The 22847-nt window shown below is 70.2% G+C and carries 27 protein-coding genes; 6 read left to right on the forward strand and 21 right to left on the reverse strand.

What is annotated here, in order from left to right:
• Window positions 1-24: 24 nt before the first annotated feature.
• Complete coding sequence (locus tag ACIPY5_RS02335; protein WP_309357233.1) at window positions 25-516, forward strand: glutathione peroxidase; 492 nt, start codon at window positions 25-27, stop codon at window positions 514-516.
• 145 nt (window positions 517-661) lie between these two features.
• Here ACIPY5_RS02335 and ACIPY5_RS02340 read toward each other — a convergent pair whose 3' ends face one another.
• The gene (locus ACIPY5_RS02340) at window positions 662-1345 is read right to left on the reverse strand and encodes a DsbA family oxidoreductase (protein ID WP_309337328.1); all 684 of its coding nucleotides are present in this window, start codon (window positions 1343-1345) and stop codon (window positions 662-664) included.
• Between the two features lie 54 nt (window positions 1346-1399).
• Here ACIPY5_RS02340 and ACIPY5_RS02345 point away from each other — a divergent pair, with 54 nt between their 5' ends.
• A complete protein-coding gene (locus tag ACIPY5_RS02345; RefSeq protein WP_400966202.1) occupies window positions 1400-1969 on the forward strand; it encodes an AAA family ATPase in 570 nt (189 codons plus the stop codon).
• Window positions 1970-2023: 54 nt separating this feature from the next.
• Here the strand turns inward: ACIPY5_RS02345 and ACIPY5_RS02350 are convergent, their stop codons facing one another.
• Together ACIPY5_RS02350 and ACIPY5_RS02355 are read right to left on the reverse strand one after the other, a co-directional pair.
• Complete coding sequence (locus tag ACIPY5_RS02350) at window positions 2024-2968, reverse strand: tetratricopeptide repeat protein (protein WP_400966205.1); 945 nt, start codon at window positions 2966-2968, stop codon at window positions 2024-2026.
• The gene (locus tag ACIPY5_RS02355; RefSeq protein ID WP_400966208.1) at window positions 2965-4866 is read right to left on the reverse strand and encodes a glycosyl transferase; all 1902 of its coding nucleotides are present in this window, start codon (window positions 4864-4866) and stop codon (window positions 2965-2967) included. The genes ACIPY5_RS02350 and ACIPY5_RS02355 overlap by 4 nt, the downstream gene beginning before the upstream one ends.
• Before the next feature lie 187 nt (window positions 4867-5053).
• On the opposite strand from ACIPY5_RS02355, the gene ACIPY5_RS02360 reads away from it, so the two are divergent.
• On the forward strand, window positions 5054-6118 hold the full coding sequence (locus tag ACIPY5_RS02360) for an AI-2E family transporter (RefSeq protein WP_309337340.1): 1065 nt from the start codon (window positions 5054-5056) through the stop codon (window positions 6116-6118).
• Window positions 6119-6122: 4 nt separating this feature from the next.
• Here ACIPY5_RS02360 and ACIPY5_RS02365 read toward each other — a convergent pair whose 3' ends face one another.
• The 9 genes from ACIPY5_RS02365 to rpsB form a co-directional block, all read right to left on the reverse strand.
• Window positions 6123-6836: an alpha/beta hydrolase gene (locus tag ACIPY5_RS02365; RefSeq protein ID WP_400966212.1), complete on the reverse strand. Its 714-nt coding sequence runs from the start codon at window positions 6834-6836 to the stop codon at window positions 6123-6125.
• Window position 6837: 1 nt separating this feature from the next.
• A complete protein-coding gene (locus ACIPY5_RS02370) occupies window positions 6838-7122 on the reverse strand; it encodes a hypothetical protein (RefSeq protein WP_400966215.1) in 285 nt (94 codons plus the stop codon).
• Window positions 7123-7135: 13 nt separating this feature from the next.
• Window positions 7136-7699, reverse strand: a complete 564-nt coding sequence (locus tag ACIPY5_RS02375) for a transglycosylase SLT domain-containing protein (RefSeq protein ID WP_309337349.1) — start codon at window positions 7697-7699, stop codon at window positions 7136-7138.
• Between the two features lie 220 nt (window positions 7700-7919).
• The gene (locus ACIPY5_RS02380; protein ID WP_292718250.1) at window positions 7920-8501 is read right to left on the reverse strand and encodes a DivIVA domain-containing protein; all 582 of its coding nucleotides are present in this window, start codon (window positions 8499-8501) and stop codon (window positions 7920-7922) included.
• Window positions 8498-9565, reverse strand: a complete 1068-nt coding sequence (locus tag ACIPY5_RS02385) for a phosphatidate cytidylyltransferase (protein ID WP_400966220.1) — start codon at window positions 9563-9565, stop codon at window positions 8498-8500. Before ACIPY5_RS02385 ends, ACIPY5_RS02380 begins: the two co-directional genes overlap by 4 nt.
• Before the next feature lie 8 nt (window positions 9566-9573).
• Window positions 9574-10128: a ribosome recycling factor gene (gene frr, locus ACIPY5_RS02390; protein ID WP_309337356.1), complete on the reverse strand. Its 555-nt coding sequence runs from the start codon at window positions 10126-10128 to the stop codon at window positions 9574-9576.
• Between the two features lie 103 nt (window positions 10129-10231).
• On the reverse strand, window positions 10232-10948 hold the full coding sequence (pyrH, locus tag ACIPY5_RS02395; protein ID WP_251440384.1) for a UMP kinase: 717 nt from the start codon (window positions 10946-10948) through the stop codon (window positions 10232-10234).
• 139 nt (window positions 10949-11087) lie between these two features.
• Window positions 11088-11915, reverse strand: coding sequence for a translation elongation factor Ts (gene tsf / locus ACIPY5_RS02400; RefSeq protein ID WP_309337362.1), 828 nt, complete (start codon window positions 11913-11915; stop codon window positions 11088-11090).
• A gap of 78 nt (window positions 11916-11993) precedes the next feature.
• Window positions 11994-12890, reverse strand: a complete 897-nt coding sequence (gene rpsB / locus ACIPY5_RS02405) for a 30S ribosomal protein S2 (protein WP_400966225.1) — start codon at window positions 12888-12890, stop codon at window positions 11994-11996.
• Between the two features lie 285 nt (window positions 12891-13175).
• Between rpsB and ACIPY5_RS02410 the strand changes: the two genes are divergently transcribed.
• Window positions 13176-13769, forward strand: coding sequence for a peptidoglycan DD-metalloendopeptidase family protein (locus ACIPY5_RS02410; RefSeq protein WP_400966228.1), 594 nt, complete (start codon window positions 13176-13178; stop codon window positions 13767-13769).
• A 46-nt stretch (window positions 13770-13815) separates the two neighbouring features.
• Here ACIPY5_RS02410 and ACIPY5_RS02415 read toward each other — a convergent pair whose 3' ends face one another.
• The 9 genes from ACIPY5_RS02415 to ACIPY5_RS02455 form a co-directional block, all read right to left on the reverse strand.
• A complete protein-coding gene (locus tag ACIPY5_RS02415) occupies window positions 13816-14718 on the reverse strand; it encodes a tyrosine recombinase XerC (RefSeq protein WP_400966231.1) in 903 nt (300 codons plus the stop codon).
• A gap of 118 nt (window positions 14719-14836) precedes the next feature.
• On the reverse strand, window positions 14837-16093 hold the full coding sequence (dprA, locus tag ACIPY5_RS02420; RefSeq protein ID WP_400966234.1) for a DNA-processing protein DprA: 1257 nt from the start codon (window positions 16091-16093) through the stop codon (window positions 14837-14839).
• Window positions 16090-17619: a YifB family Mg chelatase-like AAA ATPase gene (locus ACIPY5_RS02425; RefSeq protein ID WP_400966237.1), complete on the reverse strand. Its 1530-nt coding sequence runs from the start codon at window positions 17617-17619 to the stop codon at window positions 16090-16092. Before ACIPY5_RS02425 ends, dprA begins: the two co-directional genes overlap by 4 nt.
• Window positions 17616-17978, reverse strand: a complete 363-nt coding sequence (locus tag ACIPY5_RS02430) for a YraN family protein (protein WP_400966240.1) — start codon at window positions 17976-17978, stop codon at window positions 17616-17618. Before ACIPY5_RS02430 ends, ACIPY5_RS02425 begins: the two co-directional genes overlap by 4 nt.
• Window positions 17979-18292: 314 nt before the next feature.
• Entirely contained in the window at window positions 18293-18619 is a 327-nt protein-coding gene (locus ACIPY5_RS02435; protein WP_045273217.1) for a DUF2469 family protein, read from the reverse strand.
• A gap of 53 nt (window positions 18620-18672) precedes the next feature.
• Window positions 18673-19332 (reverse strand): ribonuclease HII, encoded by a 660-nt coding sequence (locus ACIPY5_RS02440; protein WP_400966244.1) that lies wholly within the window; start codon window positions 19330-19332, stop codon window positions 18673-18675.
• Window positions 19313-20095, reverse strand: coding sequence for a signal peptidase I (gene lepB / locus ACIPY5_RS02445; protein ID WP_309341529.1), 783 nt, complete (start codon window positions 20093-20095; stop codon window positions 19313-19315). Before lepB ends, ACIPY5_RS02440 begins: the two co-directional genes overlap by 20 nt.
• Before the next feature lie 122 nt (window positions 20096-20217).
• Entirely contained in the window at window positions 20218-20568 is a 351-nt protein-coding gene (gene rplS / locus ACIPY5_RS02450; RefSeq protein ID WP_045273220.1) for a 50S ribosomal protein L19, read from the reverse strand.
• A gap of 189 nt (window positions 20569-20757) precedes the next feature.
• Window positions 20758-21285, reverse strand: coding sequence for an MFS transporter permease (locus tag ACIPY5_RS02455; RefSeq protein WP_400966249.1), 528 nt, complete (start codon window positions 21283-21285; stop codon window positions 20758-20760).
• Window positions 21286-21388: 103 nt separating this feature from the next.
• Between ACIPY5_RS02455 and map the strand changes: the two genes are divergently transcribed.
• Complete coding sequence (map, locus tag ACIPY5_RS02460; RefSeq protein WP_400966252.1) at window positions 21389-22171, forward strand: type I methionyl aminopeptidase; 783 nt, start codon at window positions 21389-21391, stop codon at window positions 22169-22171.
• 76 nt (window positions 22172-22247) lie between these two features.
• Window positions 22248-22838: a histidine phosphatase family protein gene (locus ACIPY5_RS02465; RefSeq protein ID WP_400966255.1), complete on the forward strand. Its 591-nt coding sequence runs from the start codon at window positions 22248-22250 to the stop codon at window positions 22836-22838.
• Window positions 22839-22847: the final 9 nt, after the last annotated feature.

Below are 22847 nucleotides of genomic sequence, written 5' to 3' on the forward strand. Positions count from 1 at the left end.
CCCGTCGCTCCTAGGCTGGGGGATATGTCCGATACTCCGCTGCGCCAGATCCCGTTCACCGATGCCGAAGGCAGCACCCGCACTTTGGACGACTACGGCTCGGGCCCCGTGCTCGTCGTCAACGTCGCGTCGAAATGCGGGCTGACGCCGCAGTACGCGCAGCTCGAGGAGCTGCAGCGCCGATTCGGCGAACGCGGCCTCACCGTGGTCGGGTTCCCCTGCAACCAGTTCTTCGGCCAGGAGCCCGGATCCATGGACCAGATCCTCGAGTTCTGCTCCACGACCTACGGGATCTCGTTCCCGATCAACGACAAGGTCAAGGTGAACGGACGCAGCGCCGCCGACCTCTACAAGACCCTCAAGCAGACCGAGGACGGTCACGGCAAGGCCGGACGCGTGGAGTGGAACTTCGAGAAGTTCCTCGTCGCGCCCGACGGATCCGTGCAGCGCTTCCGTCCCCGCCAGGTCCCCGACGACCCCGAGATCGTCGCCGCCATCGAGAACGCCCTGCCCTGACCCTGGTTCGCCCCTCTCCCGGAACCCCCGTCTTCTGACCGCGAGACTCCAACTGGGCGACGAGACTGCGCGTTCTCACTGCAGTCTCGTCGCGGAGATGGAGTCTCGCGGTCAGAAGCGGGGGACGGGGAGGCGGCGCGAACGCTCAGGCCTCGGGGACGGGGGCGGCGTCGGAGCGCTTGGACCACAGGTCGCGCAGCACTCCGGCGAACGCCTCGGGCGGCTGCGCGCCGCTGACGCCGTACTGACCGTCGATCACGAAGAACGGCACGCCCTGGATCCCGTAGGCCTGGGCCTGCGCCTGGTCCGCCCGCACGTCTGCGAGATGCCGCTCGGAACGCAGCGCCTCGAGCGCAGCCTCCCGGTCGAGCCCGACCTCGGCGGCGAGGTCGGCGAGGTCCTCGACCCGGCCGACATGACGTCCCTCGATGAAGTACGCGGACATGAGCCGCTCCTCCATGTCGTGCTGGCGGCCCTGCGCCTTGGCGTGGTGCAGCAGCTCGTGGGCCTTGACCGTGTTCGTGTGCTGCAGCAGGTCGAACCGGTACTCGAGACCCGCCTCCTTCGCGACGCCCGTCACGCGGTCGAGCATCTGCTCCACCTGAGCGCGCGGCATGCCCTTGTGGCCCGCGAGGAAGTCCGCCTCGTCGCCCTCGAAGTCGACGGGGGTGTCCGGGGAGAGCTCGAACGAGTGGAACGTGATCGTCACCTGCGGCGCGTCGTCGTCCTCCGCCGTGGCCGCGAGCCCCGCCTCGAGATTGCGCTTGCCGATGTAGCACCAGGGGCAGGCGATGTCGGACCAGATGTCGATCGAGATGGGTTCACTCACATCTCGATTCAACCGCATGTTCTTCGGGGATATTCCGGATGCTAGCCTCATCCGATGCCCGCCGACCCCGCCGCTGCGCCCTCCGCACCGCAGCGGATCCTCATCGCGGGCGTGACGGGGAGCGGGAAGACCACCCTGGCGCAACGGCTGAGCGCGATCCGGGACCTCCCCCGCGTCGAGCTGGATGCCCTGTTCCACGGCCCCGAATGGACGCCCCGGCCGACCTTCCTGGACGACGTCCGCGCGTTCGCCGCCACCGAGCGCTGGGTGACCGAGTGGCAGTACACCAGCAAGGGCACGGATCCGATCCTGGCCCCGCGCGCCGACCTCGCGATCTGGCTGGACTACCCGTACCGGATCGTGCGGGCGCGGCTGCTGCGGCGGACGATCTCACGGAGCGTTCTGCGCCGCGAACTCTGGAACGGCAACCACGAGGAGCCGCTGTGGGCCATGCTCCGCCAGGGCCCCGAGGAGAACATCCTGCGCTGGCAGAGCGCGACACTGCACAAGTGGCGCGAGCGCATGCCGGAGATCGCCGTGGAGCATCCGCGTCTTCCGATCCTGCGGTTCGCGCATCCTCGCGACACGGAACGCTGGCTGCGGACGCTGCCCCGCACCTCCTGAGTCACGGGCGCCCGCACGCGGCTCGCAAGACACCGGACTCAGAGGACACCCGACTCAGAAGAGCAGAGCGGCCAGACGCTTGCGGGCCGTCACGACACGGGCGTCCGCGTCGCCGACCAGGCCGAACAGCTCCACCAGGCGCTCCCGCACTCGGCTCTGCTCATCGGCGGGGACCGCCGTGAACAGATCGAGCAGGCGGTCGAACGCGTCTGCCACGTGGCCGCCCGCGATGTCGAGGTCGGCGACGGCGAACTGCGCGTCGATGTCCGTCGGTGCGGCGGCGGCCGCGGCACGCGCCTCGTTCAGATCGAGATCCTGCGTGCGGAACAGCAGCCGGACCTGTCCGAGGCCGGAGCGGGCCTCCTCGTCGCGCGGGTTCTCCGCCAGGGCCTTCTCATACGCGTCGATCGCCGCCGCGAACTCGCCGCGCTCGATCGCGTCGAACGCGGCCTGGTGCAGAGGCGGAAGGGGCTGCTCGACCGGCTCGGCGGGTTCGCCCTGCTCCGTGCCATCGCCGACCGGGATCGTGCCGGTCACACCGTGCTGGGCCGCGAGCTGCAGCAGCTGGGCGAACACCTCGCGCACCTGCTCCTCGGGCACGGCGCCCGTGAACAGCGGCACCGGCTGACCGGCCACGAGTGCCACCACCATCGGGATCGACTGCGCCCGGAAGCCCTGGGCGAGCTGCGGATTGGCGTCCACGTCGACCTTCGCGAGCACGACGCGACCCGCGAGCTCGGTGACGACCTTTTCGAGCACCGGGCTGAGCTGCTTGCACGGCCCGCACCAATCGGCCCACAGGTCGACGACGACCGGAACGCTCTGCGACAGCTCGAGCACCTGCCCGAACGTGGCGTCGGTGACATCGACCACCAGCGGGATGGCCCCGCCCTCTGCGGGGGCCTGTGCGGAGGCATCGGGCGCCGGCGCAGCGGGGCGGTTGCGCAGCGAGGAAAGGTCGACGGCGCCGCGAAGGGCCGCGGCGGACAGCTCGGTCATTTGATCTCCGTCACACTCTGGAGCTGCTGGGACGCGGCCAGCAGCGTGATCTTCGCATCGGATCCCTGCGCGGGCACGGCGAAGAAGAGCTGCATCCCGTACACCGACACGAAGCCCGTCTTGGACTCGTCGACTCCGGTGAGCGCCTTCGCCGGAGCGTTCACGACGGTTCCGTTCGTATCGACGTTCTTGATCGAGGCGTCCGCGCTCGTCGGCTTGATCGTCTGCGAGTCGTCGACCGTGACGGCGACGATCGCCCCGCTGTCGATGCTCGACATCGAGATGGGCTTCCCGGCGCCGACGGATGCGGCGAAGGACAGGCTCGAGGTCGTGTCGGCGCTCTTGTCCTTCAGCGCCTGGAGCACGGTTGCCCGGCTGTCCTGGACCGACTTCGCGAACGCGAGCGCCGACTTGTCGAACTTGTCGTAGAACTCGCTCTTGTCGCCCTGATCGATCACGTTCGCGAACTCGGAGGCGAGCTCGTCCGGCGCGACCACGAGGAACGGGGAGTCGGGCGGAGTGAGCTTGGCGCCCAGCCACGCGGGGGCCATGTTGGGCAGCTTCGCCGACGCCTGCATCTCTGCGACGTCCGAGATCTTGTAGTTCGACCACGGATCGGGCTGCGTCATCGTCATGATCAGCGGCGCGACCTTCTCGTTGCTGCCGTGCTCCACGAGCATCAGCACGGTGCGCGGCCAGGAGTCGTACGCCTGCGGAACCAGGATCTTGACCTTGTCGGCCGGGATCGTCGCCGGCAGAGCGAAGTCTGCGACGCTCTTGCGGACGGCGTACGCCGTCTTGCGCGCCTCGAGCGCCGATCCCTCCAGGCGGGTCTCGGCCTTCGCCACGTCGAGGTTCTTGTCCGCATCGGCGAGCGTGCCGGAGATGCTCTCCAGGATCCGGGCGGCCTGCGCCTCGGTGACCGCGGGGGCCTGCTGGCCCGCCTCGACGGCCTGGGTCTCGGTCGGCGTCGGAGTGGGCGACGCGGCGGGGTGCGGCCAGATGTCCGGCGTGCACCCGCTGAGGAGCGCCGCGGTCACGCCCACGGCGGGGATCAGCAGCAGCGCACGACGGCGCTTCGACCCCGTGGCGCGGCGTTCCCGCACGGCGCCGTCCTGGCTCGAGGCGGGATCGGTCTCCGGCTGCGCGCCCGCGGCGTCCGGCGCCGGCGCGGGCTCGGGGGCTGCGTCGGCCTCCGGCGCGGAGTCGATGGCGGCACGGTCGGCCACGTCGATCGGCTCGGTGACCGGAAGGGGCGGCGGAGCCTTGCGGCGCGGGCCGCGCCCGCGGCGCGAATGCCGGATCGCCAGCACATACAGCACCAGCCCGAGCAGGAGGAAGACGCCGCCGGCGACCATGAGCGGACCGGCCCACGGCGTGGCCGTGTCCAGAGGCCACTTCAGCGCGACGTCGGAAGGCGCCTCGGCCTTTCCGTCGGAGGCGAGCAGCACGCTCACGCCTTCCGGCACCTGCATGCGGTCGACCAGGGAGTTCTTGTCGGCGAAGCTGTCCAGCCACAGGTCGGATCCGGCCGGGTCGCGCTGCATGTCCGCGCCGGCCTCGCTCTTCGCGGTCGGCTCGACCAGTTTCGCGGTGGTCGTCGTGCCGTCCTTGGCGAGCGTGATCCGGTTGTAGCTCGTGTCGCTCAGCCAGGCCTCGAGATCGGCCGTGCGGGCCTGGGCCACGAAGATCGTGCCGTCACCGTGCGCGACGAGCGTCTGCTCACCCGGGTGGGCGCGGAGCACAGCCGAATCGATCACGGTGTACGCCTGCGGAGACTTGACCGAGAGCTCGGCCGTCACGTCCTTGGGCCCGAGGAAGATGGTCCGCTGCGCGATACCCGTCCCGATCAGGACGGCCGCCAGCACGAAGGCCAGAACAGCCCATACAAAACGCACGAAAAATCTCCTCCGCGATCCACGGGTAGGCGCCCGGGATCTCCGCTCGACGTTTCAGACTAGCGAAACGACCTGTATGGATGCCACGAGAGGCCCCTCCCCCTGCTCAGCCACGACCTCGGCAGCGATGCTCCGAGGCTCCGGGGGCTCCGCCGGTTAGGCTGAGGGACCGAGCCAGAAGGATCTCATGAAGCTGCACAACCCGTTCCGCACCGCGCTGGTGGCGACGCTCGGCGTCGGTCTGGGAATCATGCTCATCCAGAGCGTGCAGTCCCTGTCCACGATCCTGCTCTACGTCGGCACCGCCCTGTTCCTGAGCCTCGGCCTGGATCCGATGGTCAGCTGGCTGACCCGGCGCCGCCTGCCGCGATGGGCGGCGGTGCTGATCACGATCGTCGTCGTGCTCAGCGTCTTCGCCGGCATCGTCCTGATGGTGATCCCGATCCTGGTCAACCAGATCTCCCAGCTCGTCCAGCAGATCACGGTGATCGTCAACAGCGGCACCGCGCTGGCCGACTTCAAGCACTGGCTGGAGGGCCTCCTCCCCAATCTCGACGTCGACACCGTCTTCCGCTACATCAACGACTGGCTCAACAAGAACCTGGGCGACATCAGCAGCTCGATCGGGCAGGGCGTGATCGTGGTCGGCGGCGCGCTCTTCGCAGGGATCAGCGGGACGTTCATCGTGCTGATCCTCACCATCTACTTCACCGCGGCGATCCCCTCACTCAAGGGCGCCGTGTACCAGGTCGTGCCCGCCTCCAAGCGCGACCGGTTCATCGATCTCGCCGAGCAGATCACCGCCTCGGTGGGCCACTACGTCATGGGCCAGGTCGCCATGGGCGTGATCAACGGCGTGCTGAGCTTCATCTTCCTGTCGATCATCCAGGCCCCGTTCCCGATCGTGCTCGCCGTGATCGCGTTCTTCTTCTCCCTGATCCCGCTCGTCGGCACGCTGACCGGCTCCACGCTCATCGTGCTGCTGTGCCTCATCCCCGGCCTCGGGTCGCCTCCGTGGGCCTGGCTCATCGCCGCGGTGTACTACCTCGTGTACATGCAGATCGAGGCGTACGTCATCTCGCCGCGCGTGATGAACCGCGCGGTCGCCGTGCCCGGCGCCGTGGTCGTGATCGCCGCCCTTTCCGGCGGAGCGCTGCTGGGGCTGCTCGGTGCGCTCATCGCCATCCCCGTCGCCGCCAGCGTCCTGATCATCTACCGTCAGGTGCTGATCCCGAGGATGAACGAGCGCTAGCCCGTCAGCTCGCCGGCCACTCCCGAGCGAGAGGGAGCGCGGAAGGGTTCACGGCACGGACGATCTCGTCCATCACGCGTCGGGTCTGGCTCTCCCCCACCCAGAGGTGCCTCCCGCCGTCCACGGCGATCAGTTCGGTGTGCGGGATCGCGGCGAAGCGCTCGATGGCCTCTGCCGGCCTCAGATAGTCATCGAGCTCGGGCACCAGCACGACCACGCGACGGTCGTCGTGGGCCCACGCGGCGACCTCGTCGACGGTGGCCCGGTGCAACGGCGGCGAGAGCAGGATGACGCCCTCGATCTCATGATCCCGGCCGTACTTGAGCGCGAGCTCGGTGCCGAACGACCAGCCCACCAGCCAAGGCCGGGGCAGGCCGCGCTCACGCACGAACGCCATGGCCGCGGCCACGTCGTGCCGCTCGGCTCCTCCGCCGTCGAAGACGCCCTCGCTCCGTCCCCGTGGCGAGCTCGTGCCGCGAGTGTTGAAGCGCAGAACGGCGAGGTCTGCCAGCGCGGGCAGGCGCGCCGCGGCCTTGCGAAGGATGTGCGAGTCCATGAAGCCGCCGGCGGTGGGCAGCGGATGCAGAGTCACGAGGGTCGCCACAGGGGCGACGGCCTCGGGAAGGGCGAGCTCTCCGACCAGGCAGAGATCGTCCTCGGTGCGCAGCTCGATGTCCTCGCGCCGCGCGGGCAGCGCACGGGGTCCGCGGATCTCCACGTCAGTTCTTCTTCCAGCAGCCGTTGTGCCAGTGGCGCCGCGCTGCGAGATCAGCTGCGTCGCCCAGCACGCCATCGGCGCGCCAGACCACCAGATGCGCCGTGCCGGCGGCGATCACTCCGCGGCACCCCGGGCAGATGTACTCCTTCTGCGCCTGAGCCGCGGTGAGAGGCTGGACGTACCACTCGGTGCCGCCGCGCGTCTCGGTGCGCTTCCATCCGGCGATCAGCCGGTCGAGCGAATCCTCGCGCGGGCGCTCTTGACGTCGTCGATGCGGGCGTGGCATGGGCGAGCGCTGCTCACCACCAGTTGTTGGCGGACCAGAACGCGACCGCGGCGCCCCAGCTGCCGTAGCGTCCCACGGCGTAGCCGTTGCCCCAGCGCAGGTTGTCGACGGGGTCGTAGCCGTTCCCCGGCACCTTGCTGCACGGGAGCGCCTGCACCAGTCCGCAGGCGCCGGATCCGCTGTTGGTGGCGTTCGGGTTCCAGCCGCTCTCGCGGCTCACGATGTAGTCGACGTAGCCCCAGTCGCTCGAGGCGATGCCGGCAGCCGCCATCCATGAGGCCGGCTCACCGCCGCCGCTGTAGAACATCGGCCCGGCACTCGCCGAAGAGGAGGAAGACGATGACGAGGAGTCGCTGGAGGCGACCACGGGCTCAGGGGTCGGGGTCGGCTTCGGCGTGACGTAGACGTCGAAGGAGTCCCGCGTCTGCGCCGTCGGCGTCGCGCCGTGCACGGAGACGGTGATGTTCTGCGCGTCGTGGGCCGCGAGCGAGTACGCCGTGGTCACCGAGGCCTGAGCCGGCTCCGAGGCGGACATCGCGAGCCCTGCGGGGGCCACGATCGCGACGGAGACGCCCACCACTGCGAGCCCTGCGAACACCGCCGAGGTCGCACGTCGACCCGGGTGCGCCTTCGCATTCGAGCGGGATGCTGTGGCTGCGTCGTTCTGCGCGGCGGTTCGGGAGCGCGCCGCAATCGAATCGTTATCGGGAGTCACAATGGCTCCGAGTTTAGCCAGCCGAAGCTGAATTCGCCATGAGAATCGCCGCGAGACGCTCCCCCCACCGCATTCGCCGGGCTCAGCGGATCGCGAGCAGCACGTCGATCGTCGCGTCGAGCAGCGCGTCGACTTGCTCCTCCCGATAGCCGCGACGCTGCATCCGGAACGCGGTCTGACGCACCTGCTCCGCGGTCAGCGCGTCACCGTCGCGGAGGAAGCGCACGATCCTCTTCGCGACGTGATCCACCTCGTCGATCCGGTAGCCGAAGGTGAGGATCCCGGTCCGCGCGAACTTCCGTCCCTGAGGACGGCTGAGGTGATCCAGGATCACCTGTGCATCCGTGCGAGCCCTTCCGACCCACGCGGAGGCCCCGTCCGTCGAGACGACGAGAGCTCGCTCCCGCTGCGCGAACGCCTCCTCGACCCTGGCCAGTGCGGCGTCGACGGCGGCGATGTCGTACCCGCCGCGCACCAGCGGGAAGGAGGCCCCGCGGATGTCTGCGGATCCGACCCCTTCGGCGTCGTCCTCGAATGCGCCGCGTGCGCGCGCCAGGAACGTGTCCACGGCGGCGCGCTGGTAGCCCTTCTCGCGCCGAGGGACCACGGGGAAGCTCGCGGCGGCGCCGGAGGCGGCGCGGTCGGAACGTGCGGAATCGGTCATGCTGCCGCCAGAGGGGTGAGGAGGAAATACAGGGCGAGGGCGACGACGGCGGAGGGGAGCATGCTGTCCAGCCGGTCCAGCAGTCCGCCGTGTCCGGGGATCCAGGAGCTCATGTCCTTGATGCCGAGATCGCGCTTGAGCAGCGACTCGGCGAGGTCGCCGACGGTCGCCGAGGCGACCAGGCAGGCGCCGACGATGAGTCCGGCCCACCACGGCACGCCGAGGAGGTAGACGCCGACGAGAGCGCCTGCGACGAGGGATCCGACGACGGCGCCGGCGAACCCCTCCCAGGTCTTCTTCGGACTCACCCGCGGCGCCATCGGATGGCGTCCGCCGCGTCCGAACAGCAGACCGGAGGCGTAGGCGCAGGTGTCGGCCACGACCACCACGACGATGAGCGAGAGCACCCACCACTCGCCGCGCGGCTGGCGCAGGAGCATCAGCACGAGGGCTCCGAGGAACGGCACGTACACCTGGATGAACCCGCCGGCCATCGCGTCCGTCAGGACGTCACCATAGGTGCGCCCGTCCTTCGCGACCATCTGCCCGACGAGGCGCCAGACGACGACTCCGAACACGGCGACGAACAGCATCACCCAGGTCAGCCAGGGGTCGGCGAAATAGCCGCCGGCGGCCAGGAAGGCGCCGAGCACCAGCTGAGGCCACAGATCCACCTTGCGCCCGCCGCTGCGCAGCGCGAGCACGAGCTCCCAGACGGCGAGCAGGATGATCGCGAGGCCGATCACGACGAAGGACCACTTCGCGAACAGCAGAGACGCGAGGATCACGCCGCCGATCAGCAGGCCGACGCCGATGGCGACGACGAGGTCGCGGCCGGTGCGCTCCTTGATGCGCTCGTTGGCCTGGTCCAGCTGATCACGGGCATGCGAGACGTGCGTCTCGAGCTCCGCCTTCTTCGCCCGGAACTGAGCCTGCAGGTTGTCGCCGGTGCGCGTCTGCTGACCGTCGCCGGCGCGTGCGGCCGGGTTCTCGCCGGCACGCGGCGGAAGCGGTGGTCGCGGAGGGATCCTCGACGCGTCGTCGTCGTCGGACGGGGTGCTCATGGACGGTCTCAGACCTCGAGCAGCTCGGCCTCTTTGCGCTTGACAGCCTCGTCGATGAGGTCGACGTGCTGGCGCGTGAGGGCATCGAGCTCCTTCTCGCCGCGGGCGATCTCGTCCTCGCCGAGATCGCTCTTCAGGCCGTCCAGCTCGTCCTTGGCCTTGCGACGGATGCCGCGGACGTGGACCTTCGCGTCCTCGCCCTTGCTCTTCACGAGCTTGACGTACTCCTTGCGGCGGTCCGCCGTGAGCTCGGGCATCGTGACGCGCACGATGTTGCCGTCGTTGGTGGGGTTCGCGCCCAGGTTCGGCATGTCGCGGACCGCCTGCTCGATGGCCTTGAGCGCCGACTTGTCGTACGGGGTGATGATCAGCGAACGCGCCTCGGGGTTCGCCAGCGACGCGAGCTGCGCGAGCGGGGTGGGCGTGCCGTAGTAGTCCACCAGGACCTTCTGGAACATCTGCGGGTTGGCACGGCCGGTGCGCACCGTGCTGAAGTCCTCCTTGGCGGCCTCGACGGCGCGCTGCATGCGGGAGGTGGTGTCGGCGAGGACATCCGCGATCACGGTGGCTCCTATTCGTCAGGGGGGTTGCGTCCCCAGTCTATCGGGGAGGATGCACGGATCCCCGGCCGGACGTCGTGCGGCGCGGTCCGGGGATCCGTCGCGTTCAGGCGATGACGCGGGTTCCGATCGGCTCGCCCAGCAGAGCACGGGTGATGTTCCCCGCGGGCTCCATGCCGAACACCCGCATGTCCATGCCGTTGTCCATGCAGAGGCTGAAGGCCGTGGAGTCGACGACTTTGAGGCCGCGCACAAGCGCATCCTGGAAGGTGATCTCCTCGATCCGCTCCGCGGACGCGTCGGTCTTGGGGTCGGCGGTGTAGATCGCGTCCACGCCGTTCTTGGCGACGAGGACCTCGTCGGCGCCGATCTCCAGCGCGCGCTGCGCGGCGACCGTGTCGGTGGAGAAGTACGGCAGGCCCGCGCCGGCGCCGAAGATCACGACGCGGCTCTTCTCCATGTGCCGCTCCGCGCGCAGCGGCAGGTACGGCTCGGCGACCTGGGTCATCGCGATCGCGGACTGCACGCGCGGCGACGCGCCGGCCTGCTCCAGGAAGTCCTGCAGCGCGAGCGCGTTCATGACGGTGCCGAGCATGCCCATGTAGTCGGCGCGGGAGCGGTCCATGCCGCGCTGGCTCAGCTCCGCACCGCGGAAGAAGTTGCCGCCGCCGACGACGACGGCGATCTCGACGCGGTCGGTGGCTGCGGCGATCTCGCGGGCGATCTGGCTGACGATGTCGGGGTTGACCCCGAGCTGGCCGCCGCCGAAGGCCTCACCGGAGAGCTTGAGGACGACGCGACGTCGACCCTGTCGTTCGGTCATGGAGTGCTTCCTCTCATCCGTGGAACAAACTACCGTGCGCGAGCACGGAGAACTCGGGAGATGCGCCGCGCGGCGCATCGAGACCCGGGGCATGACGAAGGGGTTCGGATCCTGGTGGATCCGAACCCCTTCGATGACGTTACGCGCCGACCTTGAAGCGGGCGAAGCCGGTCACGTTCAGACCGGCGTCCTTCGCGACCTGGCCCACGGACAGCTTGTTGTCCTTGGCGTAGTCCTGCTCGAGCAGGGCGACCTGCTTGAAGAACGCGGTCACGCGACCCTCGACGATCTTCGGCAGGGCGGCCTCGGGCTTGCCCTCGTTGCGGGAGATCTCGGTGACGATCTCGCGCTCCTTCTCCACGTCCGCAGCGGGGACGTCCTCACGGGTGAGGTAGGAGGGGTTCGCGAACGAGATGTGCTGGGCGATGCTGCGAGCGGTCTCCGCGTCGCCACCCGTGTAGGCGACGACCACGCCGATCTGCGGCGGGAGGTCCTTGCTCGTGCGGTGCAGGTACACCTCGGTGTGGTCGCCCGAGATGGTCGCCACGCGACGCAGCTCGACCTTCTCACCGATGATCGCCGCCTCGTCCGAGATCAGCTGCTCGACGGTCTGACCGCCGGCGTCGGCCGCGAGAGCCGCCTCGACGGAGTCCGCCTTGATGGCGGCCACGGCGTCGGCGACCTTGTCGGCCAGCGCGATGAAGCGGTCGTTCTTCGCGACGAAGTCCGTCTCGCAGGCGAGCTCGACGAGCGTCACGGCGCCGTCCTGCTCACGGGCGACGACGAGGCCCTCGCTGGTGGAACGGTCCGCGCGCTTGGCGTTGCCCTTCGCACCCTTCAGGCGGAGGATCTCGACGGCCTTCTCGACGTCGCCGTCAGCCTCCTCGAGCGCCTTCTTGGTGTCGACCATTCCCGTGCCGAGCTGCTCACGCAGCGCCTTGATGTCGGCGATGGTGAAGTTGGCCATGTTGTGGTGGCTCCTTGCTTCGTGTGTGTGCGTGGTGGTTGCGGGTCGGCCGGCTTCCGCCGGCCGACCTACGGGCGATTACTTGTCGGCGGACTCGGCCTCGGTCGCCTCGGCGGCGGCGACCTCGGTCACCGTCTCGTCGGCAGCGGCGGCGATCGCCTCGTCGTGCGCGGCAGCGCCGGCCTCGTCCGCGGCGGACTCGGTCGCAGCGGTCTGCGCCTCGGCGCCCTCGAGCAGCTCCTGCTCCCACTCGGCGAGCGGCTCGGCGTCGCCGACCTCGGGGTTGTGCTTGAGCTGCAGGCCCTCGGCCGCGGCGTCGGCGATGATGCGCGTCAGCAGCGAGACGGAGCGGATCGCGTCGTCGTTGCCGGGGATCGGGTACTGGAAGTCATCCGGGTCCGCGTTGGTGTCGAGGATGCCGATCACCGGGATGCCGAGCTTCTTGGCCTCGTCGATGGCGAGGTGCTCGCGCTTGGCGTCGACGACCCACAGCGCCGACGGGGTCTTGGTCAGGTTGCGGATGCCGCCCAGCGACTTGTGCAGCTTGTCGAGCTCGCGCTTCTTGAGCAGGAGCTCCTTCTTGGTGAAGCCGCTGTTCGCCGGGGTCTCGTAGTCGAGCTCCTCGAGCTCCTTCATGCGAGCGAGACGCTTCGAGATGGTGGAGAAGTTGGTGAGGAGGCCACCGAGCCAGCGCTGGTTCACGAAGGGCTGGCCCACGCGGGTCGCCTGCTCGGCGAGGATCTCCTGGGCCTGCTTCTTGGTGCCCACGAAGAGGATGGTGCCGCCGTGCGCGACGGTCTCCTTGACGAAGTCGTAGGCCTTGTCGATGTAGCCCAGCGACTGCTGCAGGTCGATGATGTGGATCCCGCTGCGCTCCGTGAGGATGAAGCGCTTCACCTTCGGGTTCCACCGGCGGGTCTGGTGTCCGAAGTGAACGCCGCTGTCGAGCAGCTGGCGGATGGTGACGACGGCCATGGTCGTACTCCTTGTTGGTTGAGGTTGAGCTGCCGATCGGGCGATCGGCGATCCTGGTGCCCGGCGCGCACTCCGCTCTCTTCCGAAAGACCTGTGGAGTGTTCGCCACGTTGAACGCTGTGGGCACGCGTAGTCACCCCGACATACGGGATGCCCTGCAAGCATATCAGGGTCGGCGCCCCCGATCGTTCGCAATCCCTCCACACAATCGGGCCCTCTCGCGCGCTCCGCACCGGTTGCGTACATGCGACTCCGCGTTCGGGTCCAGCGGCGCAGGATCAGGGGATGCCCCGTTCCCTCTGTCGTCCTGCGGCACCGGCCGTCACCCGCCGCCCTTCGCTCATCACGGTCGCCGTCGCGGCCGGGCTTCTCGGCGGGCTGGTCCCGGTGCTCCTGCCCGCAGCGGGCCCGGTGGCGTCCGCCGGGTCCGCGGCCGCAGCGTCGGCCGGGTCCGCCCTGCCGGACCGGGACTGGCTGTGGCCCGTCGAGGGGCCCCGCACGGTGGTCGCGCCGTTCCGCGCCCCTGTGCACGATTACGGGCCGGGCCATCGCGGGATGGACGTCGCGGCGGCGGGAGCGGTGCGGGCGCCCGCCTCCGGGGCGATCGCGTTCCGCGGCACGGTCGTCGACCGGCCGCTCCTCACGATCGACCACGGGAACGGACTCGTCACCACGCTCGAGCCCGTGCAGTCGGACCTCGACGCCGGCACCGCGGTCCGGCGAGGCGACCGGATCGCGACCCTCGCCTCCGGCGGGCACACGCCTCCCGGGGCGCTGCACATCGGCGTGCGGTGGAACGGCGCCTACATCAATCCGATGCTGCTGTTCGGCGGCGTGCCGCGTGCGGTCCTGCTCCCCTGCGGATCCGACGGATGCTGACGCCGTGTCCCCGGGGCGCGTCGGTGTGAGCCGCCGGCGATCGCGGTCAGGCGCGCGGATGCGCGAGCCGGTAGCTCGCGGTCAGCCGCTCCGCCGAGACGTGCGTGTAGATCTGGGTCGTCCCGAGGCTCGCATGGCCGAGGATCTCCTGCACCGCGCGCAGGTCGGCCCCGCCGTCGAGCAGGTGCGTGGCCGCGGAGTGGCGAAGAGCGTGCGGGCCCACGGTCTCCGCGCCGATGACGGGTGCGAGCACGCGGGCGACGAGTTCGTACACCGTGCGCGGCCCGAGCGTGCCCCCTCTTGCTCCCCGGAACAAGGCGGGTCCAGGCCGCTCGGCACGCGCCACGAGCACGGGGCGCGCCCGGCGCAGGTACTTCGCGACCGCGTCGCGCGCCGGCGCGCCGAACGGCACGACGCGCTCCTTGTCGCCCTTGCCGACCACGCGGGCGGTGCCCCGGTCGAGGTCGAGGTCGTCGACGGCGAGGCCGCACAGCTCGGAGACGCGCATGCCGGATCCGTACAGCAGCTCCAGGATCGCGCTGTCGCGCAGCCGGATCGGATCCCCGTCGAGTGCGCTGTCGCGCGCCTCGTCCAGCAGCACCCGCATCGCGTCGGCCGAGGCGACGGCCGGCAGCGTGCGCCCGCGCTTGGGCGTGACGAGACGCAGAGCGGGATCGACGGTGACGAGCCCGTTCTCCGTGGCCCAGGAGAAGAACGAGCGCACCGCCGCGGTGCGCCGAGCCAGCGTCGAACGCGCATCGCCGCGCTGCGTGGCCCGCCACAACCAGTCGCGCAACGCCTCGAGGTCCACCTCGGGGAGTTCCGCATCCGCCGTGGAGACGGCGAGATCGGCCAGGTCCGAACGGTAGGCGCGCACCGTCGCCGGGGAAAGCCGTCGCACCTGAGACAGGTGCGACGTGAACGCCGCAGCGGCCTCGGATACGCGCATGGCTCCAGCATGCGCTCCCCTGCGCCGCCTTGTCCGGAGTACGCGCGGGCGGGGTGCCGACTCGATGCCGGTGCGCTCCGAGCCTGCGTCGCTCCAGCCTGCGTCGCTCCGGCCTCGCTCAGTGCAGGACGCTGCGCCATCCGCGTTCGGAGCGGACCGCGCTGCCGTCCAGCTCCAGGATTCCGAGGAGCGCCTCGACCCGGTCGACGCTCAGCCCGCTTCGTTGCGCCAGCTCCGTGCTGCTGCGGGCCGCGCGCACGTTCAGGGCATCGGCGAGGCGCACCATGTCCGGATCCTCCGCGCTGTGCGTCGCCGCGACACGCACTCCGCCGAGCAGCTCCCGCACGTCTTCGACCGATGTGACGCAGCGCGCGTCGTAGTCGCGCAGCAGCCGATGGCATCCGGCCGACGTCGTCGAGGTGATCGGCCCCGGCACGGCGCCGAGCGGACGGCCGAGCGCGGCGGCATGCCCCGCGGTGTTCAGGGATCCGCTGCGATGTCCCGCCTCGATGACCACCGTCGCGGCGGAGAACGCGCTGATCAGCCGATTGCGCGCCAGGAACCTCCACTTGGTCGGCGCGACACCGCACGCGACCTCGCTCACGAGGGCGCCGCTCGCCGCGATCCGCTGGAACAGCTGCGCGTGCCCGCTCGGATACGGACGATCCACGCCACCGGCCAGCACCGCCACCGTCGTCCCCCCTGCGCGCAGCGCGGCGCGATGCGCGATGCCGTCGATACCGTAGGCGCCTCCCGAGACGATGACGTGCCCCTCCGCGGCGAGCCCTCCGGCGAACTCTCCGGACACGTGCTCCCCGTAGCTCGACGAGGCCCGTGCGCCGACGAGCGCCACACCGGGTCGTGCCAGTGCCGTCGCATCGCCGAGCAGCCAGAGCCCGAGTGGTGCGTGCGCGCCGAGGTCTGCCACGGAGGCCGGCCATTCCGGATCCGACGGGAGCAGGAGCCGCACGCCCCTGCGCCCCGCGGCGCGCAGGCCGACCAGATGCGGTTCGGGATCGAGGCGCGGGGCCCATCGCCGGCGCCCCTCCCGCAGCGCGCCGGCCGCGGGACGCTCACCGTCGACGGGCTCCGCCGGTCCGCCCTGCCCGCTCGTCATCACCTCCAGCGCCTCTGTGGCGCCGAGCGTCGCGACGAGCGCTCCGGCCACTCCGTCGCCGGGCTCGGTGATGAGACTCCAGATCAGACCGTCGCGCACGTCGGGCTCCGCGGCATCGGGACGGATCCGGTCCGCCGCCGCGAGGAAGTCGGTGCTCTCGCGCAGCGTCCTCAGCAGGGTCTTCATCTGCGGGATGCTCGGCGTGCGTCGCGTCGCGCCGTCGGCGGCCCCCGCGCCCCTGTGTTCCGCGCTGTTCATGCCGTCATCCCCTTCTTCAGGAGCAGCGCCCGGCCCACGTGCGCAAGCCCGGGGGCGTCCGCACCCGCCAGGTCGGCCACCGACCACGCCAGGCGCAGCACCCGGTCGTATCCGCGTAGTGTGAGCGCGCCGCGCTGCAGCGCTCGATCCAGGGGCGCCCGTGCCTCGAGCGGGAGCCGGAACTCGCCCTGGCGCAGCCAGGTGCCCGGCACATGCGCGTTGAGCCTCCACGGCGTTCCGCGCCATCGCCGCGCCGCGCGTTCGCGGGCGCCCTCGACCTGTCTCCGAGCCTCGGCCGTGGAGAGCGCGCCGCGTTCCTGCGTCGTGACCTGGGTGGCGGAGACGCGGGCGACCCGCACCTCGATGTCGAGTCGGTCTCTGATCGGGCCGGACAGCCTCGCCGCGTAGCGCCGGATCGCGGATGGCGGGCAGATGCACTCCTCGCCCACCACGCCGAAAGCCCCGCAGGGACACGGGTTCGTAGCGAGCACCAACTGGAACCGCGCGGGGAAGCGCGTCGTGAACGCCGCCCGGTGGATCTCGATCACGCCGGCCTCGAGAGGCTGGCGGAGCGCATCCAGGACGCCGCCGGGAGCCTCGGCGGCTTCATCGAGGAAGAGCAGCCCGCCGTGCGCGCGGGCGATCGCGCCCGGACGGGCCGCCCTGGATCCGCCGCCGATCAGTGCGGCGACCGAAGCGCTGTGGTGAGGGGCGACGAAAGGAGGGCGACGGTCCAACCGGGTGAGGTTCTCCCCCATCAGCGAGCGGATCGATGCGGCTTCGAGGGCGAGCTCCTCGTCCAGGTCGGGGAGGATGCCGGCGAGTCTGCGCGCCAGCATCGTCTTGCCTGCTCCCGGCGGCCCGGAGAGGAGGAGGTGGTGCCCGCCGGCCGCGGCGGCGACCAGGGCGGAGACCGCCTGGTCCTGGCCGATCACGTCGGCGAGCTCCGGCGCCGGACCGCTCGATTCCAGCGTCATCACGGCCCGCACCGGCTCCGGATCGCCGAGGTCGGGGAGGTCGGCCCCGTGCAGCACCGCCACGTGCGCGAGGCTCACCGCAGCGTGCACGTCGAGCCCCGGCACCAGCCGGGCCTCCGCCTCGTTCGCCACCGGGACGACGACGCGCTCGAAGCCGGCCTCCCGTGCCGCGTGCAGTGCGGGCAGCACACCGGGGACGGGACGGAGCCTCCCGTCCAGCCCGAGCTCGCCGAGATGCACGGTGTGCGCGAGCGAGCCCGGATCGAGGGATCCGGCCGTGCCGAACGCCGCGATCGCGATGGCCAGGTCGAATGCGGTCCCCTGTTTGGGCAGGCTCGCCGGCGACAGGTTCACGGTGAGCTTGCGTCGGGGCAGGTCGAGGCCGCTGTTGCGGCACGCGTTGTGCACGCGCCGTACGGCCTCGCCGAGCGCGCGATCCGCGAGCCCGATGAGGTCGAAGCCCGGAGTCTGCTGCGAGAGGTCGGCCTCGACATCGACCATGTGCCCGTTCAGCCCGGTCAGCGCGACGGACCAGGTGCGCGCGGTCATCGCAGATCCCGCAGATGCTCGAGCCCTCCGAGGGCCGGATCCGCGCCCACGATCCCGATCGCGTCGAGCCGCAGCGCCCGCCCGGCGCTCGCCATCGGGTGCGCGCGCACCCAGACGTGCGCGAGACGCCACAACCGCTTCCGCTTGCGCTCGTCGATCGCCTCGAAGGGGTGGCCGTAGTCCAGCGTCCGCCGCGTCTTCACCTCGACGAAGACGAGCACGCCCTCCCGCTGCGCGACGATGTCGAGCTCGCCTTCTTCGCATCGCCAGTTGCGGTCGAGGATCCGGTATCCGAGTCGGGTCAGGTGCTCGACGGCGCGGTCCTCCCCCGCACGTCCGAGCTCGTCCTTGGCTGCCATGACAGACAGCCTGCGGGCCGTTCAGGGCGCGTGGAGCCGCGTTCGCGCACTCGGTGCCGAACCGCCGGAAACAGCTCCCTGTGGAGGACGATCATCTTCGAGTCGTCCCCGTCAGCGCACCCTATGGCGTGCGTTCACAGGGACGACTCGGTGATGGGGTGTGCTCCCACGGCGGGGATGAGGCGTCGGGGCGCGGATCCGGGGCGAGGGCACGGGTTGTCGCCGGGAGCACGGGCTATCGACGCGACGATACCGTGCGTTCGGCAGATCCCGGTGCGCTCGGCGAGCAGGGCCTCCCCGGCGGCAGCGGCGGATCACTCTCCGTCGAGCGAGAGCTCCTGGGGCAGTTCGAACTCGCGGCGCGAGAGCTCCTCGACGTTCACGTCCTTGAAGGTCAGCACGCGCACCGACTTCACGAATCGGTCGGCGCGGTAGATATCCCACACCCAGACGTCGTTCATGGACACTTCGAAGTAGAAGTCGTGCTCCGTGTCTCGGCGTACCACGTTGACCTCGTTCGCGAGGTAGAACCGGCGCTCGGTCTCGACCACGTACTGGAACTGAAGGACCACGTCGCGGTACTCGCGGTACAGGGCGAGCTCGAGCTCACGGTCGTAGTCGTCGAAGGCGTCGTCATCCATGATCCCCCCATCCTACGAGAGCCGCCCGCGCACGGCCGCATCCTCGCGAGCGCTCAGAACAGGGTGGGCGCGTCGGCGATCGCCCAGGACGAGCGGTGATGACGGGTGAGGCCGCGCCGCCGGATCGCCTCGCGATGCTCGACGCTCGCATAGCCCTTGTTGCGCTCCCACTGGTAGTCGGGGAACTCGGGGGCGATCTCGACCATGAGCGCATCCCGAGCCACCTTGGCGAGGACCGACGCCGCCGCGACGGAGGCGCAGTCGCGGTCCGCCTTGATGATCGAGCGCACGGTCAGAGGCCCGGGGTGCACGGCGGAGACGTAGTCGTGATTGCCGTCGAGGATCACGAGTGCCGACGAGGAATCCCAGGCCTCCCCGCACGCGGCGATGATCGCGCGGGAAGCCGCGAGACCGAGCGCGCGCATGATGCCGACCTCGTCGATCTCCGCGCTCGAGGCCCACCCCACCGCACTCGCGGGCGCCCAGGCCCCTGCACGTTCGGCGACCTCGGGCCGGCGCTTCTCCGGCACCAGCTTCGAGTCCCGCAGCCCCTGAGGCACGCGGCGCCGCGCCGCGGCCGCATCCACGACCGTGGCACCCACGGCGACGGGACCCGCGAGGGCTCCCCGTCCGACCTCGTCCAGGGCGATCAGATGGGAGTGCTCGCGCAGCAAGCGCCTCTCGAGGACGAGGCTAGGCTCGACGACCGCCACGACGGCGCCCCTGCGGCTTCGGGTTCGACACCCCGTTGAAGACGGCGTAGTGGCCGTCGATGAGCCCGAACCGGTCGAACGGCCAGGTGGTGAGGAATGCGCGCCCGACGATGTTCTCCATCGGCACGAACCCGCCTCCCGGCTGATCCTGGTGGTACCGGGAGTCCTCGGAGCGCGTGCGGTTGTCGCCGAGCACCCACACGGCGCCCTTCGGCACCGTGACGTCGAACGGGATGCTGGACGCGCGCGAATCGCCCACTCCGGGTTTGAGGTAGGAGGACTCGTCGATCGGCGCCCCGTTGACGGTGATCTGTCCCAGCGAGTTGCAGCACACGACGTGGTCCCCGGGCAGTCCGATGAGCCGTTTGACCAGATGGTCGTCGGAATCGGGGGCGGCCACGCCGATCAGCGTCAGGAACCACTCCCCGGCCTCCAGCAGCGGCGACCGCGGCGGTGCCGGCGGTGCCGGCGGCAGCCAGCCGCCCGGATCCTTGAAGACCACGACGTCGCCGCGGTGATAGCCGTTCCAGTGCGGGGTGATCTCATCGACCAGGATCCGGTCCTTGACGAGAAGCGTGTTCTCCATCGAGCCCGACGGGATGTAGAAGCTGCGCACCACGAAGGTCTTCACGAGGAAGGAGACCAGCACCGCGATGAGGAGGATCACCACGACATCGCGGAGGAAGATCACCCAGCCGCGTCGTCGCGGCGTCGTCTGCACCCGTACCGCATCAGCGGATCCGGCCGCGATCTCTTCCGTCATGCGCCATCCTTCACAGACCTCGGCCGTCGACTCGACGGCGCCATCCAGCTTCTCACGTCCGGGGAATGAACAAGCGCCCCGAGAGCCGTGTCTCGGGGCGCTTGTTCGAAAGCCGGATGGGGTCAGCGCGCGTCGCGCTTCTCCTTGATCTTCGCCTTCTTGCCGCGCAGGTTGCGGAGGTAGTACAGCTTCGCGCGACGCACGTCACCGCGGGTGACGACCTCGATGTGGTCGATCACCGGGGAGTGCACCGGGAAGGTGCGCTCGACGCCCACCTGGAAGCTGATCTTGCGGACCACGAAGGTCTCGCGCACGCCGTCGCCCGAGCGGCCGATGACGACGCCCTGGAAGACCTGGATACGGGAGCGGCTGCCCTCGATGATGTTGACGTGCACCTTGACGGTGTCGCCGGGGAAGAACTCGGGGATGTCGGAACGGAGCGAAGCTGCGTCGACGACGTCGAGGATCTGCATGATCGTCTCTCTCTGCACTCGCCTCAGGTCGCATGCATGGGGAAGGGATGAAATCGGAAGTCGGTACCGAACGGCGCACAAGGCGTCCGCGGGTTCCCCTGAGGCAGAACCGGGTCACGGCACAAACAGCTATTCTGCCACGGATCCGGACCCGCACCAAAACGCCGCGCGACGCGTCGGCCGGGGGCTTCAGCTCGCGGAGCGCCCCTCGCCGGTGCTCCCGGTCTCGGTGATGACGATGACGTCCCCGTTGCGGCTCGCCCGCTCCCGCACAGGCTCGCCCTGATCGCCGTAGACGGTCGCGCGCACGGTGTCGGGGTCGATCACGAAGGCCGACCTCCCGCGCTCCGCCACGTCCTTCCAGAGCTGCCAGAGCGTCGACCAGAACAGGCCGAGGAACGCGACGATCGTCCCCGTCAGGATCCAGCCGAACGCATGCTCGGGGAAGAAGCCGAGCGCGATCGTCAGGCCGTGCCAGATGGTGAACCCGAGGACGTCGCGCCAGGAGACCGCGCGCTCTTCACGGACGGTGGGCCGTGCGCGCACCAGGAACGCGAGGGCGAGCTCTCCCACGAGCACCGACGGCAGGGCCACGAACAGCACCCAGAGGAACGCCCATCCGCCGGCCTGGAACACGCCCCAGCCGATGAACAGCCAGAGCGGCAGCACGAGAGCGGCCGGGAACAGCCAGGAGAAGAACGCGCGCCGGATCCACATACCGCGATGGTACGTCGCGACAGCGGGCCCGGATCCGCACGTTCGCTGTGAGCGTCCCCGGTGCGCGCAGTAGGAGAGAATGGATGCGACGAGAGGACTGGGAATGATCGAACTGCGCACCCCCGCCGAGATCGAGGAGATGCGGGCGGCTGGACGCTTCGTGGCGGAGACGCTGGCGACGCTGCGCGCCGAGACCAAGGTGGGCACCAACCTGCTCTCGATCGATCGCCGCGCCCACGACATGATCCGCAAGGCCGGCGCCGAGTCCTGCTACATCGACTACCACCCGTCCTTCGGCGCGAGCCCCTTCGGGAAGGTCATCTGCACCTCCGTGAACGACGCCGTGCTGCACGGCCTGCCGCACGACTACACGCTGCGCGACGGCGACCTCGTGTCCCTCGACTTCGCCGTCTCGGTCGACGGCTGGGTCGCCGACTCCGCGGTCTCCTTCGTGGTCGGCACACCCCGCGACGAGGACCTGCGCCTCATCGACACCACGGAACGCGCACTGGATGCGGCGATCGCCGCTGCCGTGGTCGGCAATCGCATCGGCGACATCTCCGCCTCGATCGCCGCCGTCGCCCACGGCGAGGGCTACTCGATCAACACGGACTTCGGCGGCCACGGCGTCGGCCGCATCATGCACGGCGACCCGCACGTCCCCAACGACGGACGCCCCGGCCGCGGCTTCCCGCTGCGGGCCGGCCTGGTGATGGCGCTCGAGCCCTGGTTCCTCGCGACCACCGACGAACTGGTGACGGACCCCGACGGCTGGACGCTGCGCAGCGCCGACGGCTCCCGCGGATCCCACTCCGAGCACACGATCGCGATCACCGAGGACGGCCCCGTCATCCTCACGGATCGCTCGTTCCTCGGCGTCGACTGACCCGCCCCGCCGAAGGCTCGCACCGGCGCCGCGCCGGCATCTGCACAGCGCCATGCGCCTGTGCCATTCTGTGGACATGTCCCGACATGACCTGCGGATGCCGGAGCGGCTGTTCCTGGCCAGGCACGGCCAGACCGCGTGGAATCGCGAGCGGAGACTGCAGGGGCAGCTCGACTCCCCGCTGACCGAGGCCGGGATCTGGCACGCGAACGAGATCGCACGACGGCTCGAGGGCGCCGGGGTCGGCGTGATCTGCACGAGTCCGCTGGGACGGGCCAGACGGACCGCGGAGATCGTCGCGGCACACCTGGACGTCGAGGTCGTCGCCGTCGACGAACTCGCCGAGGTCCACCACGGGTCCTTCGCCGGCCGCACCTGGGACGAACTCGAGGAGGCCGCTCCCGGCACCCGCGCCCTGCGATCGGAGAACCGCTACGGATGGGCGTTCCCCGGCGGCGAGAGCTACGCCTCCGCTCGCCCGCGGGCGCTCCGCGCCCTGCACGAATGCTCCTGGGCCGGCGAGGGCACGCCTCTGATCGTCGCTCACGAGATGATCGGCCGCCTGCTCCGCGCTGCGATGCGCGGAATCGGACATGCGGAGGCGCTCGCCCTGCGCCACCCGCATGGGATCGTCTTCGAGATCACTCGCGCAGAGCGCGTCGTCTGACGGGCCCCG

The organism is Microbacterium sp. NPDC089698 (assembly GCF_044749045.1).
GTDB lineage: Bacteria > Actinomycetota > Actinomycetes > Actinomycetales > Microbacteriaceae > Microbacterium.